This window comes from Thalassobellus sediminis, assembly GCF_044386045.1.
Taxonomy (GTDB): Bacteria; Bacteroidota; Bacteroidia; order Flavobacteriales; family Flavobacteriaceae; genus Thalassobellus; species Thalassobellus sediminis.
Genome location: NZ_JBISCD010000040.1, coordinates 1,354,026 through 1,369,072, shown reverse-complemented (window position 1 = coordinate 1,369,072; position 15,047 = coordinate 1,354,026). Strand labels below are relative to the sequence as shown.

Annotated in this window: 14 protein-coding genes; 10 read left to right on the top strand and 4 right to left on the bottom strand. The window is 32.4% G+C overall.

All coding sequences use genetic code 11. From position 1 onward, the window contains the following. Nucleotides 1–50 precede the first annotated feature (50 nt). The 4 genes from arsM to ACH5TW_RS12505 all read left to right on the top strand — a co-directional run bounded on the left by arsM (nt 51) and on the right by ACH5TW_RS12505 (nt 4,426). Complete coding sequence (gene arsM, locus ACH5TW_RS12520) at nt 51–1,022, top strand: arsenosugar biosynthesis arsenite methyltransferase ArsM (RefSeq protein WP_439336848.1); 972 nt, start codon at nt 51–53, stop codon at nt 1,020–1,022. 164 nt (nt 1,023–1,186) lie between these two features. Further along, the gene (locus ACH5TW_RS12515) at nt 1,187–2,065 is read left to right on the top strand and encodes a DUF547 domain-containing protein (protein WP_439336847.1); all 879 of its coding nucleotides are present in this window, start codon (nt 1,187–1,189) and stop codon (nt 2,063–2,065) included. 43 nt (nt 2,066–2,108) lie between these two features. Continuing rightward, nucleotides 2,109–2,828 (top strand): TIGR04283 family arsenosugar biosynthesis glycosyltransferase, encoded by a 720-nt coding sequence (locus ACH5TW_RS12510; RefSeq protein WP_439336846.1) that lies wholly within the window; start codon nt 2,109–2,111, stop codon nt 2,826–2,828. Between the two features lie 77 nt (nt 2,829–2,905). Continuing rightward, complete coding sequence (locus ACH5TW_RS12505) at nt 2,906–4,426, top strand: carboxypeptidase-like regulatory domain-containing protein (RefSeq protein ID WP_439336845.1); 1,521 nt, start codon at nt 2,906–2,908, stop codon at nt 4,424–4,426. A gap of 2 nt (nt 4,427–4,428) precedes the next feature. On the opposite strand, the gene ACH5TW_RS12500 is transcribed toward ACH5TW_RS12505, so the two are convergent. Together ACH5TW_RS12500 and ACH5TW_RS12495 are read right to left on the bottom strand one after the other, a co-directional pair. Beyond that, nucleotides 4,429–5,160 carry a metallophosphoesterase family protein gene (locus ACH5TW_RS12500; protein WP_439336844.1) on the bottom strand — a complete coding sequence of 244 codons (732 nt, stop codon included), beginning with the start codon at nt 5,158–5,160 and terminating at the stop codon, nt 4,429–4,431. 80 nt (nt 5,161–5,240) lie between these two features. Continuing rightward, complete coding sequence (locus ACH5TW_RS12495; protein WP_439336843.1) at nt 5,241–6,248, bottom strand: glycoside hydrolase family 113; 1,008 nt, start codon at nt 6,246–6,248, stop codon at nt 5,241–5,243. A 92-nt stretch (nt 6,249–6,340) separates the two neighbouring features. Between ACH5TW_RS12495 and ACH5TW_RS12490 the strand changes: the two genes are divergently transcribed. The 4 genes from ACH5TW_RS12490 to ACH5TW_RS12475 all read left to right on the top strand — a co-directional run bounded on the left by ACH5TW_RS12490 (nt 6,341) and on the right by ACH5TW_RS12475 (nt 11,600). Further along, a complete protein-coding gene (locus tag ACH5TW_RS12490) occupies nt 6,341–7,684 on the top strand; it encodes an NAD(P)/FAD-dependent oxidoreductase (protein WP_439336842.1) in 1,344 nt (447 codons plus the stop codon). A 10-nt stretch (nt 7,685–7,694) separates the two neighbouring features. After that, nucleotides 7,695–9,275, top strand: a complete 1,581-nt coding sequence (locus tag ACH5TW_RS12485; protein WP_439336841.1) for a 4Fe-4S binding protein — start codon at nt 7,695–7,697, stop codon at nt 9,273–9,275. A 145-nt stretch (nt 9,276–9,420) separates the two neighbouring features. Further along, nucleotides 9,421–10,113 (top strand): glycosyltransferase family 2 protein, encoded by a 693-nt coding sequence (locus ACH5TW_RS12480; RefSeq protein ID WP_439336840.1) that lies wholly within the window; start codon nt 9,421–9,423, stop codon nt 10,111–10,113. Further along, nucleotides 10,110–11,600: a cellulose synthase family protein gene (locus ACH5TW_RS12475; protein WP_439336839.1), complete on the top strand. Its 1,491-nt coding sequence runs from the start codon at nt 10,110–10,112 to the stop codon at nt 11,598–11,600. The genes ACH5TW_RS12480 and ACH5TW_RS12475 overlap by 4 nt, the downstream gene beginning before the upstream one ends. 215 nt (nt 11,601–11,815) lie before the next feature. On the opposite strand, the gene ACH5TW_RS12470 is transcribed toward ACH5TW_RS12475, so the two are convergent. Further along, nucleotides 11,816–12,301: a hypothetical protein gene (locus ACH5TW_RS12470; protein WP_439336838.1), complete on the bottom strand. Its 486-nt coding sequence runs from the start codon at nt 12,299–12,301 to the stop codon at nt 11,816–11,818. Nucleotides 12,302–12,424: 123 nt separating this feature from the next. Further along, nucleotides 12,425–13,093 carry a hypothetical protein gene (locus ACH5TW_RS12465; RefSeq protein ID WP_439336837.1) on the bottom strand — a complete coding sequence of 223 codons (669 nt, stop codon included), beginning with the start codon at nt 13,091–13,093 and terminating at the stop codon, nt 12,425–12,427. 165 nt (nt 13,094–13,258) lie between these two features. On the opposite strand from ACH5TW_RS12465, the gene meaB reads away from it, so the two are divergent. Both meaB and ACH5TW_RS12455 read left to right on the top strand, forming a co-directional pair. Then, complete coding sequence (gene meaB, locus ACH5TW_RS12460; protein WP_439336836.1) at nt 13,259–14,263, top strand: methylmalonyl Co-A mutase-associated GTPase MeaB; 1,005 nt, start codon at nt 13,259–13,261, stop codon at nt 14,261–14,263. A 469-nt stretch (nt 14,264–14,732) separates the two neighbouring features. Continuing rightward, the gene (locus ACH5TW_RS12455) at nt 14,733–15,032 is read left to right on the top strand and encodes a GIY-YIG nuclease family protein (RefSeq protein ID WP_439336835.1); all 300 of its coding nucleotides are present in this window, start codon (nt 14,733–14,735) and stop codon (nt 15,030–15,032) included. The last annotated feature ends 15 nt before the right edge of the window (nt 15,033–15,047 follow it).

Here is a 15,047-nt window from a genome sequence, read left to right as displayed (position 1 = left end):
GTCCTTAACAACTGCCTACTGAAGACTGTTTTACTGAAGACTAAAAAAACATGAGCAACTATTTAGAAACCACACACAACGTATATAAAGAAGCAGCCTTAACTCCAGATGTTGGTTTATGCTGTACCACGAATCCTATTTGGGAATTACCGGGTTTAAAAATCCCAAAAATAATGCAAGAAATGAATTATGGATGTGGCTCAACAGTTCATGCTCGCGACTTAACCAACAATCCTAAAATTCTTTATGTAGGTGTTGGTGGCGGTATGGAATTATTACAATTTTCTTATTTTAATCGTCAAAAAAACGGCGTTATTGGTATTGATGTTGTTGACGAAATGCTAGAAGCCTCTCGTAAAAACTTTATAGAAGCTGAAGCTGAAAACGATTGGTTTAAAAGCGAATTTGTAGATCTTAAAAAAGGCGATGCTATGCATTTACCTGTTGAAGATAATAGTATTGATGTTGCGGCTCAAAATTGTTTATTCAATATTTTTAAAGCAGACGATTTAAAGAAAGCTATTGCAGAAATGTATCGTGTTTTAAAACCACATGGTAAATTAGTAATGAGTGATCCAACTTGTGAGCAACCTATGAATGATGCGTTAAGAAATGACGAGCGCCTACGTGCTTTATGCCTTAGCGGAAGTTTACCAATTGCCGAATACGTAAAAGCATTAACCGATGCTGGTTTTGGAACCATTGAAATTAGAGCTCGTAAACCATACCGAATTCTAGACACTAAAAATTACCCAACCGATGAACTCATTTATATAGAATCTATTGAAGTTGCTGCCATAAAAGACCCAATGCCTGCCGATGGCCCTTGTATTTTTACTGGTAAAGCCGCTATTTATTATGGCGAAGACGAGTACTTTGATGATAAAGCAGGACATGTTTTATTAAAAAACCAACCTTTGGCTATTTGCGACAAAACCGCAGGTGCTTTAGCATCGCTAGGTAGAGACGATATTTTTATTAGCGAGTCTACTTATCATTATGATGGTGGAGGATGCTGTTAAATGATAACCACCATTAAATTATAATTTTAAAAGATGCTTTTTTTGTAAAGGCATCTTTTTTATTTATACCAATTCTGTATTAAACCTTAAATCATTAGTTTGAGATATATTCATAAAGCCGTAAGGTTTAATAAGATTACCGACTTAAAACATCAAACAATCCTATGAAATACCTATACTTTTTTTTAACGATTCTCATTATCACTTCGTGTTCTGGTCAAAAAAAAGCAGCACAAGTTGCCTCAAAAACAAATGACGTAATTATCACGTCTTTAGATTCATTAAAAAAAGTAGAGACTGTCAAAACAGAAGAAAAAACTAGTTTTTCAACAAAAATAGATTCTGTTAAAAACATGATTAATACAGAAACACCAGAGATTAAACACAATACAAACTCTAAAACTTTTAATCACAAAACATGGAACGATTTACTACAAAAACATGTTTCAAAAGAAGGCAATGTAAATTACAAAGCCTTTAAATCTAATAGAAAATCATTAACTGCTTACATCACACTTTTAAGCCAGAAACTTCCTGATGAAAATTGGACAAAAGAAAACAAACTCGCCTATTGGATTAACGCCTATAATGCCATGACTGTTGATTTAATTTTACGCAACTACCCCATAAAAAGCATCAAAGACATTAAAAACCCATGGAAACAACGTTTGTGGAAATTAGGAAATAAATGGTATAACCTTGAAGATATTGAGCATCAAATTTTACGTAAAATGAACGAACCACGTATTCATTTTGCCATTGTTTGTGCATCATATTCTTGTCCTAAATTATTAAACGAAGCATATACCGCTTCCAACTTAGAATTACAATTAACCAATGCCACAAAAAACTTTTTAACCGATAGCAAAAGAAACAACATCACTAAAAACCATCTTAAACTTTCTAAAATATTTCAATGGTTTTCAAAAGATTTCAAACAAGACAGTTCGTTAATCGACTTTTTAAATAAATATTCAGAAATTAAAATATCAAATAAGGCAAAAACAAGTTTTAATGATTATAATTGGAGTTTAAATGAGTAAATAATTGCTATAAACAATCTTTCAAAACAACAAACACGAATACGTGAAACATCTAATTTCAATAATAATTCCGGTTTTTAATGAAGTAAATAACATTTCACCACTATTAAACCACCTTTCAGAAAACGCTTCAAAAGAAAATATTTCAGAAATTATTTTTGTTGATGGTGGTAGTACAGATGGTTCTCAAGAAAAAATTCAATCCTTTGAATCTTTAAATAATTTCAAAATCCTTTTATTAAACGCAGAAAAAGGACGCGCAAAACAGATGAACTTTGGTGCTAAATATGCTCAAGGAAATATTCTTTATTTTCTGCATGCCGATTCATTACCTCCTAAAAATTTTGATGCTTTTATTACAAACCAAGTAAACAATGGCAATCAAGCAGGTTGTTTTAAAATGAAATTTAACAGCAATCATGTATGGCTAAAAATTGCAGGTTGGTTTACACAATTTAATTGGAAATCTTGCAGAGGTGGCGACCAAAGCCTCTTTATAACGCCCTTACTTTTTAACACAATGGGTGGTTACAACGAAGACTTTATTATTTATGAAGACAACGATTTTATAAGTAAACTGTATGCTCGCAATCAATTTGTAGTCATTCCAGAATGGCTAACAACCTCAGCCAGATGCTATAAGTCTAATGGCATTGGCAAACTTCAATATCATTATTGGACCATTCATATAAAAAAATGGTTGGGTGCTTCTCCAAAAGTGTTAAATGATTACTACTTTAAACATATAAATGTTAAAAACTGATAAAACTCCCTTAAGGAAATTTTAAATGTTACAATTAGCCCATCTAATCGTCTACTTTTATACAAAACAACGATTAGATGACACAATTTTACAACGTTTGCTTCCTATTTCTTTTTATTTCATTTCAAGCCGCTGCACAAGAGTCTATCAATGCTAAAATACTAGATTCTACTTCGCAAAAACCCATTCCTTTTGCTACTATTTCAATAAATAGCAACTCGGGTGTTATTAGTAATAACAATGGTGAATTCTTATTATATCTAAGAAAAAAAACTTCGAAAAAAGATTCTGTAATAATTAGATGTTTAGGTTATGAAAGTAAACGCTTTTTAGCTAAAACATTCCATGATAGTATTGTTTTTTTGAGCCCAAAATCGATTGAACTTGACGAGGTCTTGGTTTCTAACAAAAACTACACAACCGAAGAAATTATAGAAAAAACAAAAGAGAACTTAGCAACTAATTACGATTTCAATTTTATAAAAAGCAAACTATTTTATAGAGCGTCTTATTTTACAAACGTTTTAAAAAACGACGTTAAAATAAAGAAAACCACCATACCAGAATTCAACCAAGTATTTATCGACAGCCTTCTAATAGCAATGCCTAAAAACTCTGATGATTATATAGAAATATTAGCCAATATGTATGGTAAATCAGGCACTATAGATTCACAGAAAATGGATATTATTAAAGCCTCGCGTTTATATGATAAAAGTAAAGAAATAAACTTTGAAAGCTATGAAGAAAAAATTAATAGCATTATAAAAACACACGTAAAACGAGATTCTTATTTTAAAATTAAATCGGGCATTTTTGGAACGAAACAAGAAATAGATTCTAGCTTCTATGATTCTGAAAAACCTAAAAAAGACGAAACCGAAGCTTTTATTGAAGAACAAAAGAAAAAAGAAAAGGAGCGAAAAGAGAATTTTTTAAAATACAGAAAAGGCTCTATTTCTAGACTACAGCAGAACAGCTTTACTTTTGAAGACAGCGACTTAAACTTTTTAGAAAAATCAAACAGATACGATTTCAAACTAGAAGACTACAGTTTTTTAAACGACGATTTTGTTTACATTATAAGCTTTACTCCCAAAAGAAGTGAAGATTACAAAGGCACTATTTATATAAACACAGACGATTTCGCCATTATTAGGGTTGATTATGAAAACGTTAAAAACCTTAGAAACTTTAAATTATTAGGTATTTCATATCAACATTATTTAAAACGCGGCACTTTAATTTACGAAAAAAACACCAACGAAAAATATGCACTTAAATATGCCGAAGAAGAAACGGGCAATAAATTCGGCATTAAAAGACCTTTAAAAATTATTGAAAAGAACAAACACACGAAAGGCAAAAGAAAACAGAACGAATTATCATCAGACATTCATTTTATACTATCTAATAGAGAGAAAAAAGAATTGGTAGTTTTTGAAAACAACCCTATAACAGAAACCATTTTTACAACTTTTGAAGAACAACCAAAAGTAGAACCTATTACCTTACCTAAATACGATCCTGAATTCTGGAAAGGTTATAATGTAATTGAACCCAACCAAGCTATTAAAGATTTTAAGAGTATTGAGTAACATTAATCTTTATTTCGTCCCTTTTCATCAGGATAAAGGTCTCTAATATTATCACTTTGCAAATATGCTTTGGTGTCAATATTCATACCTGTTAGTTTACCAGAAAAAGCAACACCAGTATCTACGTTCCATACATTGGCAGCGTTCATAGGTTGCAAAGAATTGAAATTAGTTGTTGGCGTATGGCCAATATAAACCTCATGATAATGCTGTAATCGTTTTGGAAACAAAACAGACTCTTTACCTATACTTTTATCTAAAGCCAAAGCCATTTCCCAAAGGGTTCTATCAAAGTAAAGGGTTTCTTTAAAAACCTCTTTAGCAACACCATGCATCGATGTAAAACCTGCATGTAGAAACAATCGGTTTTTATCATCTAAATGATACATCCTTAAGTTTTTAAAAAACGCTAAATGTTCCTTTTTTTCTTCAGCAGAAAACCCTGTATAACTTTCCATGGTTTGCTTTCCTCCATGAATATACCAAGTTGGATTCACCTCACCAGAATTCAACCAGTTTTCACACCAAACATCATGATTCCCTTTTATAAAAACACAGTTTATTTTTTCAGATAATTCTATAAGAAATTGAACAACTTGAGCAGCTTCACTCCATCCATCAACATAATCGCCCATAAAAATAAGAGTATCATCATCTTTAACTTCCAGTTTATTTAATAACTGAACTAAAGCTTTTAAACCGCCATGAATATCACCTATTGCAAATGTTCTCATCGTACTATCTATTTGTTTTCTGCAAAACTAATAGATTTCATTTAGAATTATAAAGCAGAAGATTAATTTTATATTAAATATTAATAAGTTGCATACATCTCTTTTATCAAAGCTTCCGCAGGCTTATTTTGTGGTGTAAAACGTGCGTTATTTTTACCACCAGCTTTTTCGTAGTTATGATGCCATTTCCAAAGAAAGCCACCAGCAAACCAATTTTCTCCCCAGAACGTTTCAAACAAAGCTTGCGTGGTATTTTTTTGAGCTTCTAAATTCACTTCGGTCATACTTCTATCACTTCTCCAAGGTTGTTTTCCTGAAAAATCGACACTCCTATAACCAAACTCGGTAAATAAAACAGGCTTCTGCAACTTATTAGATAGTTTAGCAACAGCTGTTTTATAGGTTACTAAACCAGCTTTACAAGTTTCAACGCTAGGTGTTTTTTCATCACTTACAGGAAAATAAGCATCAATACCAATATAATCTAACTGATTCCAAAAAGGCGTTCTATCATATTCATTCCAATTGGCAGCGTAAGTTAATTTCCCTGAATATAGTTTTCTAATGTCTTTTATTAATTGCTTCCAATAATCTGGTCTATTATCAACAAAGGTTTCCAATTCGGTTCCAATGCAAAATATGTCGGCATGCATAGTTTCAGCTATACGCGCATAATTAAGAATAAATTTAGAATATGTGGTTTCCAATTGCAACCATTCAGTCTCGTTATTCATTTTAATAAACCCTGTAAATTCGCCTTTCGACACCCAAATTTGAGGTTTCACCATCACTTTAATGCCTTTACTTTTTAAAGCAGTTCCATATTGTTTTACACCATTATTCGTTTCACCAAACCATTGCCTACTGGAATTATACATAACTTCTGGATGTTCCAAATTCCGAATAAAACCAAAAGGCATTAAAGCAGCATAATTTGCATGTAAATTAATTACAGGTTTAATATGGGAATCGTTTATAGAATCTCTAGACGCCACAAAACTAACCCCATTTATTTTCAGGGGTTTTATGGATGTCATTGAACACGACGTTAACAATACTGATAAAGCAAAAACTAAAAAGGTTCTCATATTCTATTTTTTTGACTAAATTTAAACAAATTGAACATGCAATATAAGGTTTTAACAAAACCTTCGACAAAACAGTTTACTAAAACAGTCCTATGGAACATATTGTTATTATTGGTAATGGCATTTCTGGAGTTACAGCTGCCAGACATATTAGGAAGCTCTCTGATAAAAAAATTACCATTATTTCTGCTGAAACCGAATACTTTTTTTCTAGAACAGCACTCATGTATGTATATATGGGACACATGAAGTTTGAACACACGCAACCTTATGAAAATTGGTTTTGGGAGAAAAACAGAATAGAACTAAAAAAAGGTTTTGTAAAAAACATAGAAACAACATCTAAAACCCTTCATTTTGCTGATGGCGACACCATGCCATTTGATAAACTTATTATTGCAACGGGTAGCAAACCAAACAAATTTGGATGGCCAGGTCAAGATTTAAAGGGCGTTATGGGTATGTATCACAAACAAGATTTAGACAACCTTGAAAAATACGCATCCAATAACAAAGTTTGTAAACGTGCTGTTATTGTTGGCGGTGGTTTAATTGGTATTGAATTAGCCGAAATGTTACATTCCAGACACATTCCTGTTACTTTTTTAGTGAGAGAAAACAGTTTTTGGAATGGTGTTTTACCTGCTAGCGAATCTGAAATGATAAATAAAGAAATTCTAGATAATGGCATCGATTTACGTTTAGGCGTTAATTTAAAAGAAATTAAATCTGATGAAAACGGTCATGTTAAATCTATAGTTATTGCCGAAACAAATGAAGAAATTCAATGTAACGTGGTTGGATTAACAGCAGGCGTATCACCTAATATCGATTTTATAAAAGATTCTAATATTGAAACAGGACGTGGCGTAAAAGTAAATCGGTTTTTAGAAACCAACATTTCTGATATTTATGCTATTGGCGATTGTGCCGAACAACATGAAGCTATAGACCAACGCAGACCTATTGAAGCGGTTTGGTACACAGGCCGTATGATGGGAGAAACTGTAGCGCAAACTATTTGCGATAACAAAACAGCATACAAACCCGGACATTGGTTTAACTCTGCAAAATTTATAGATATAGAATACCAAACTTACGGATGGGTTTGGGCGCAAGCAAAAGATAACGAAGCTCGTTTTTATTGGGAACATGAAGATGGTAAAAAATGTATACACCTCAATTACGATAAAAACACACGCGCATTTATTGGTATTAATACGTTCGGAATTAGAATGCGACACGAATTTTTCGATAAGGTTTTAAACGAAAACCAATCGGTTGATTATGTTTTAGAACATTTAGCCGATGCTAATTTCGATCCTGAATTTTACAAACTTAACGAAAAAGACATTGTTGCAAAATTCAACCAAGAAAACAACACGAATATTCAACTAAAAAAGAAAAGTTGGAAACGCATTTTTCAAACTTCATAAATAAATCAAAATGAAAAAGATTCAAAACATAGGACTTGGTTTATTTCTAGCAGGACTTGCTATATTTATTTCACTCATCTTTTTAGGCAAATACGAGCTCACACCAACACAGTTTGAAACCTTCGTATCTAATAAAGGTATAAAAAGTGAAATTTTCATCAACGATATAAAAACCAATGTGGTTGGTAAAACATTTACAAACCCGTTTTCATTGTCATCAAAAATTACATCGGCATTAGAAAACGCCAATAAAACCCACGTAACCAATAAAGAATGGAGTAAAAAAATATGGGGCAAACCACATGCTTTTGCCTACGAAGTTGCTAAAACTTCAGGCACAGGACTCATACAAGAAAACAAAGGACTCTTTTGGTGGCTCACCTTTGGTTTAGGAATTCTTGGTGCTTTACTATTTATTATTCCAAACGTAATTACTTTAGGACCTCCAGGTATTAAAAACAATGGCGTGTTTGATAGTACAGCTACCAACCGTGGTTGGATAGGCTGGTCGGTATTCATCTTTTTAGTCACTTTTTATTTACTGTTGTATTTCCGTCCAGAATACATTGTTAACTGGACTTACATTGTAGATCCTATAAGCGAAAACCTTAGCGAAAACCCTGCTGGTCAATGGTTTTTGTACGGCTTTTTATACTGTGTCGTTATGGTAGTTATGGCCATACGTATGTATATAAAATACCGCCATAACAAATACCAAATATTACGAACCACATCGGTGTTATTCTTTCAAATTGTATTTGCGTTTTTAATACCAGAAATCTTAGTGCGTTTTGATAAACCTTGGTACGATTTTAAAAACGCCTTCCCTTTAGATTACGATTTCTTTTTTAAATGGAATTTAAACGAACTTACTAATAGCGGTGGTTTTGGATTGTTTATATTAATTTGGGGTATTGTTTTAACACTTGTTATTGTACCTGTTATGGTGTATTTCTTCGGAAAACGTTGGTACTGTTCATGGGTTTGTGGCTGTGGTGGTCTAGCCGAAACTTTAGGCGATCCTTACCGCCAACTATCAAATAAGACACTTAAAACTTGGAAACTAGAACGCTGGTTAATACATGGTGTTTTAGTATTTGCATTGGTTATGACGGGTTTTACACTCTACTCCTATTTCTCTGGAGCCAAAGCAGTTTTAGGCATAGAAACACAAACCATTCAAAATATTTACAGCTTTTTAATAGGCTCGGTTTTCGCAGGTGTTATTGGCACGGGCTTCTACCCTATTTTTGGCAACCGTGTATGGTGTCGTTTTGGATGTCCACTAGCTGCTTATTTAGGATTTGTACAACGTTTTAAATCAAGATTTAGAATTACCACCAATGGCGGACAATGTATTTCTTGCGGAAACTGTTCAACCTATTGCGAACAAGGTATTGATGTGCGTGCCTATGCTCAAAAAGGCGAAAACATTGTACGTTCTAGTTGTGTAGGCTGTGGCATTTGTAGTGCTGTTTGCCCAAGAGGGGTTTTAAAACTAGAAAACGGACCAGAAGAAGGACGTATCAATCCTACCGATGTTTTATTGGGGAATGATATCGATTTAATGGATTTGGTCAACAAAAAATAATGTCAAAACTTCTATAAAAAAACCCTTTTAAAATCAAAACAAGCGTACAAGCTTCTAGTCTATAATCAAAATCAACAAAATCATAATATTTTGTTAAAATTTTAGCTAAAAGTATTGTACTTTTGCAGTTAGAAAGCAACACTTAATGCCCAATATAAAAGTCATCATTCCTGCTTATAACGAAGCAAATTCTATTGCCAATGTCATTCATGACATTCCAGCAATTGTTGACGAAATAATTGTGGTAAATAATAATTCTACTGATGCTACAGAAGCCAATGCAAAAAAAGCGGGCGCAACGGTTTTAACCGAAATCAACAAAGGCTACGGATACGCTTGTTTAAAAGGCATGGAATACATTGCTAACCAAAGCGAAAAACCAAATATTATTGTATTTTTAGACGGCGATTATAGCGATTACCCAGAAGAATTAACCAAAATAGTAGCACCCATAATTAACGACAATATAGATTTTGTAATCGGCACACGTGTAAAAGAACTACGTGAAGCAGGATCCATGACCACACCACAAATATTCGGTAATTATCTAGCAACCAATTTAATGCGTTTGTTTTTCGGTGCAAAATTTACAGACCTCGGCCCATTTAGAGCCATCAAATACAACAAGTTACTAGCGCTCAATATGGTAGACAAAACCTATGGTTGGACCGTAGAAATGCAATTAAAAGCTTTAAAACATAAACTAACATATACCGAAGCACCTGTAAACTACCGAAATAGAATTGGCATTTCTAAGGTGTCAGGAACAATAAAAGGTGCTATATTTGCAGGCGTAAAAATCTTGAGTTGGATTTTTAAATACAGTATTAAAAAATGATTTTAAACACCATTATTATAGTTCTTTACACCATTTCGTTGTTAATGATATTAGCATACGCATTGGCGCAATTAAACCTGTTATTTAACTACCTAACCTCTAAAAGAAAAAAATTCACAGGAGAGATATTCGATTTCTCAAAATCTGAAGAAATTCCATTCATCACCATACAACTGCCCGTATATAACGAAATGTATGTTATGGAACGCCTGTTAGATAACATTGCTAAAATTGATTATCCAAACGATAAACTAGAAATTCAAGTACTAGACGATTCTACCGATGAAACCGTAGCAACAACTCGCGCACATATTGAAACCTTACAAGCAACAGGTTTAGACATACAACACATTACCAGAACAGACCGTAAAGGTTTTAAAGCAGGCGCTCTTAAAGAAGGTTTAGAAATAGCAAAAGGCGAATACATTGCCATTTTCGATTCCGATTTCCTTCCAGAAGAAGATTGGCTAAAACGTACCGTACCTTACTTTAAAAACCCAAAAATAGGAGTCGTTCAAACCCGTTGGGGACACATAAACCGAAACTACTCCATACTAACAAAAATACAAGCCTTTGCTCTTGATGCGCACTTTACATTGGAGCAAGTTGGCCGAAACAGTAAAGGACATTTTATAAATTTTAACGGTACCGCAGGCGTTTGGAGAAAAACCTGCATTTTAGATGCTGGGAACTGGGAAGGCGACACCCTTACCGAAGATCTAGATTTAAGCTACCGCGCCCAATTAAAAAACTGGGAATTTAAATATTTAGAAGATGTAGAAACTCCTGCCGAACTTCCTATTGTTATAAGTGCTGCACGTTCGCAACAATTTAGATGGAATAAAGGTGGTGCCGAAAACTTCAAAAAAATGATGTGGCGCGTTCTAAAAAACCAAAACATCTCTACAAAAACAAAAGTACACGGACTTTTACATTTACTTAATAGCACCATGTTTTTAAACATATTAATTGTGGCTATTTTAAGTATTCCAATGCTATACATAAAAAACGAATACGCCCATTTAAAATCGTATTTCATCGTTATGAGTTTCTTTGTACTAAGTACACTCATCTTTTTTATATGCTACTGGTTTATGTATAAAAACACCTATGGCGGTGGCTTTAAAAACTTCTTTAATTATATAGGCATGTTTTTCGTGTTTTTCTCAATAGCCATGGGCTTTTCATTACACAACACTATTGCCGTTTTAGAAGGTCATTTAGGTAAAAAATCAGAATTTGTACGTACACCAAAATTTAATATTGGTGCGCTAAAAGATAATTGGAAAAAGAACAAATACATTAAAAAAACCGTCTCTATACATGTTATTTTCGAAGGCATCCTCATGCTATATTTCGCATTCGGTATGTATAGCGCCTTTATTGTTGGCGACCAAGGTGGCGATTTCGGACTTTTCCCATTCCACCTTATGCTATTTTTAGGCTTTGGCTACGTGTTTATAAAATCGCTAACCTCTAAGGTTTAAAACCTCTTATTCTTTAAAAAATATTTAGTGTTTGGGCGTACCCTTTATCCTAAATTTAGTTCAGGACCAAGGTCGGGCTATTCGTTACAAGTCCTCGCTCGTACCTCGCTGTGGGTTTTCCTCTGCTATCCCTAACGCGGAAAAAAGGTTAATTGTTGACTTAGAAACATTAAACTTCACTAAATAATGCTATTTTATGTGCCTTTTTTTTAAACTTAGTCAATCTTAGTTTTCATAACTTTATAAACTTTCAATATAAAATCCTCATTATAAAACTTCCTCGAATATGTTGAATCAATAGCAATTTGTTCATTTGTAACTTTAACATTATGTTCAGAAATTAAAGAATTATTATTGTATTTTTTCATTAACCAGTTAGAACTATTAATATTTATATATTCTAAAGAAATTTGGTAATCAACATTTTTTATATATAAGTCATATGACCAATAACTTTTTCCTTCAAGACTTTTATGTTCTAAAATTTTACAATTTTTAATATCCTTGACTTTCTCTTTCACTTTTATTATTTGTTTATCTGAGTTATCAAAACAAAAGCAAGATCTCAAGATAGAATCTTTTTTATGAAAATAATTATAACTAATAAAATCAGGTATTTCAACTATAATTGTATCCGATTGTGCCATCAGAGTTAAAGGAAACAATAATACTATTGTGTGAATAATTTTTATTCTTTTCATAATTTATTATAACTTATAGATAAAGAATCGTTTTTACTATTTTTTATCAAAAAAAACTAAGTGAGTTAAAAACCCCAAAACATTCATCTAATTTTTTAACATGATTAGACTTATAATTTAATTTTATTTACAATTATCAGGCACAAATAATTTAACATCAATCATATTATAATTGTTAAGCTTATGTTTAAATATAAAATTTTCTAAGTAATCATAAGAATAACGTTCTTTATAAATTCCATATGGTAAATCAATATTTAAATTTTCAGTATCTAATAAAACTGTATGAGTTTTTATTGGTAAATGAAAAGTTGTATTATTTTCTATGATATAAAAAAGTGAGTTGTACTTTTTCTTTTTATTCCTTTTTCTATTCGTATAATTTATTTTATAACGTTTATATACTTGTTTTTCAATAATTGTATCCTTTAAAAGAACAGTTTCAAAATACTTTTTATCCTTCTTTGAAATTACATCTACTGATTTAGTAATATTACTGCAATCAATATTTATAAATTCTGCTTTATAAAAATCTGATTTAAGCACTTTCACATTGGAGTATACTCCATTTGGCTCAATTAAATTTAACTTAAAACTCAAGCTATCTAATTCTGTTAAAAAAGCATTATAGCTATTATCTTTAGAATTAGTCAAATAATAAATCTTACTAAGATTTCCTATAAAATCATTAGATTTAACCAAATCATATTCAATTAAATAATCAAACACATATTGCTTCTGAGAAAAGCAAAAGGTTGAAAAGAAGAATACAATAAGTATAATAAATTTCATTTATCAACTTTTTTAAACAAGACACTAATTTAAAATAATTTTCTGACAAAATAAATAAGTTGAGTTTTTATTTATTTCTATTAAAAAATCACTATAAAATCGATTAATTTACATGGTGCTTTTTTTCATTATCAGTATCTTTATATCAGTAATGTTATTCAAAAAATGAAAGACTACAAACCAAAAAGCAGACTCACCGCACAGGCCTATATTGACGGTATTTTAAGTGGTAGCAGGGTTATTTTATCGAGAGCCATAACCATTATAGAAAGTAATTTAGAAAGCGACAAAATACTTGCCAAAGATATTATTCAGCATATTTTACCAGCTTCTGGCAACTCTATACGCATAGGTATTACGGGTGTTCCTGGTGTGGGTAAAAGTACATTTATCGAGGCGTTTGGAAAACACCTTATAAATCAAGGTCATAAAGTAGCTATTTTGTCTATCGACCCAAGTAGTCAACGTTCCCGAGGTAGTATTTTGGGCGATAAAACCCGTATGGAAGAATTAAGTAATTTAGAAAATGCTTATATCCGTCCGTCGGCTTCTGGCGAAACGCTTGGTGGTGTTGCCAATAAAACAGCCGAAAGTATGCTGCTTTGTGAAGCGGCTGGTTATGATGTTATTTTAATTGAAACCGTTGGGGTGGGGCAATCGGAAACCGCTGTTCATGGTATGACCGATTTTTTCCTGCTTCTAATGCTTGCTGGTGCTGGCGACGAACTGCAAGGCATCAAGAAAGGCATTATGGAAATGGCAGATATGGTGGTTATTAATAAAGCCGATGGCGATAACATTCAAAAAAGTGAAATGGCGCGTTTACAATATCAAAATGCGTTGCATATTTTTCCGCAATCAGATTCTGGTTGGTCGCCGGTGGTTACAAAAGCATCGTCTACAAAAAACACAGGTATTGATGCCGTTTGGGATGAAATTACAAAGTACAAACAACTTGTTACCGACAATGGCTATTTTGATGAAAACAGAAATCAGCAAAAAATACGCTGGATGTTCGATAATATTAATGATGAGTTAAAACAGTTGTTTTATGGCTCGAAAGATATTGCAAATCAGCTTGATGTTTTAAAAAAGGATATTATTTCTTCTAAAATATCGCCTGTAAAAGCCGCTCAAAAAATAATTGAGGAGTTTAAGGAATCGTTTTGATTAATTGTCATTCCTGCGCAGGCAGGAATCCATAATTACAGTAAAGTATAAATTTTGTAAAAACTGGGTGCGATGTCTCCTATCGTCGACATGACTAACGAACATTAATTTATATCTAAAACTTAAAAACAAAACTCTCAGTCATTTCGAGCGCAGGGAGAAATCACATAAAATAGCTCTAGTATTGTGTAAAAAGCAGGATGTGATGTCTCCTCTCGTCGACATGACTAACCAAACTAATTTATAATTAAAACTTAAATAAAAACTCCCAAGTCATTTCGAGCGCAGAGAGAAATCACATAAAGAAACTCAAATATTACGTATAAACAGGATGCGATGTCTCTCCTATCGTCGACATGACTAACCACACTAATTTATAACTAAAACCTAAATAAAAACTCCCAAGTCATTTCGACGAATGGAGAAATCACACAACAGTAAGTTTTATAAATTTTTCTTACATTTAAAAATGCAAAAACGGTATTTCGTTTATATTCTCACCAATCAATACAGAACCACTTTATACATTGGTTTCACTAATAATATTCAAAACCGACTAGCACAACACTACTTCGATAGTCAAAACGCAAAAAAGTCTTTTGCAGGAAAATATGGTTGCATCTATTTAGTTTATTACGAAACTTTCGAATTTCCAAAACTCGGGATTGCAAGAGAGAAAGAATTAAAAAAGTGGCGTCGCGAAAAGAAAAATAATTTAATCTCGAATTTTAACCCAAAATGGGAAACATTGAATAATGACATTTTTTAATGTTTGTGTTTGTCT

Bases quoted from the DNA above. Each gene is read 5' to 3' on its own strand.
- ACH5TW_RS12515 (WP_439336847.1), top strand. From the start codon at position 1,187: ATGAAATACCTATACTTTTTTTTAACGATTCTCATTATCACTTCGTGT.
- ACH5TW_RS12485 (WP_439336841.1), top strand. From the start codon at position 7,695: ATGAAAAAGATTCAAAACATAGGACTTGGTTTATTTCTAGCAGGACTT.
- ACH5TW_RS12495 (WP_439336843.1), bottom strand. From the start codon at position 6,248: ATGAGAACCTTTTTAGTTTTTGCTTTATCAGTATTGTTAACGTCGTGT.
- ACH5TW_RS12500 (WP_439336844.1), bottom strand. From the start codon at position 5,160: ATGAGAACATTTGCAATAGGTGATATTCATGGCGGTTTAAAAGCTTTA.
- ACH5TW_RS12480 (WP_439336840.1), top strand. From the start codon at position 9,421: ATGCCCAATATAAAAGTCATCATTCCTGCTTATAACGAAGCAAATTCT.
- ACH5TW_RS12475 (WP_439336839.1), top strand. From the start codon at position 10,110: ATGATTTTAAACACCATTATTATAGTTCTTTACACCATTTCGTTGTTA.
- ACH5TW_RS12490 (WP_439336842.1), top strand. From the start codon at position 6,341: ATGGAACATATTGTTATTATTGGTAATGGCATTTCTGGAGTTACAGCT.
- arsM (WP_439336848.1), top strand. From the start codon at position 51: ATGAGCAACTATTTAGAAACCACACACAACGTATATAAAGAAGCAGCC.
- meaB (WP_439336836.1), top strand. From the start codon at position 13,259: ATGAAAGACTACAAACCAAAAAGCAGACTCACCGCACAGGCCTATATT.
- ACH5TW_RS12465 (WP_439336837.1), bottom strand. From the start codon at position 13,093: ATGAAATTTATTATACTTATTGTATTCTTCTTTTCAACCTTTTGCTTT.
- ACH5TW_RS12455 (WP_439336835.1), top strand. From the start codon at position 14,733: ATGCAAAAACGGTATTTCGTTTATATTCTCACCAATCAATACAGAACC.
- ACH5TW_RS12470 (WP_439336838.1), bottom strand. From the start codon at position 12,301: ATGAAAAGAATAAAAATTATTCACACAATAGTATTATTGTTTCCTTTA.
- ACH5TW_RS12505 (WP_439336845.1), top strand. From the start codon at position 2,906: ATGACACAATTTTACAACGTTTGCTTCCTATTTCTTTTTATTTCATTT.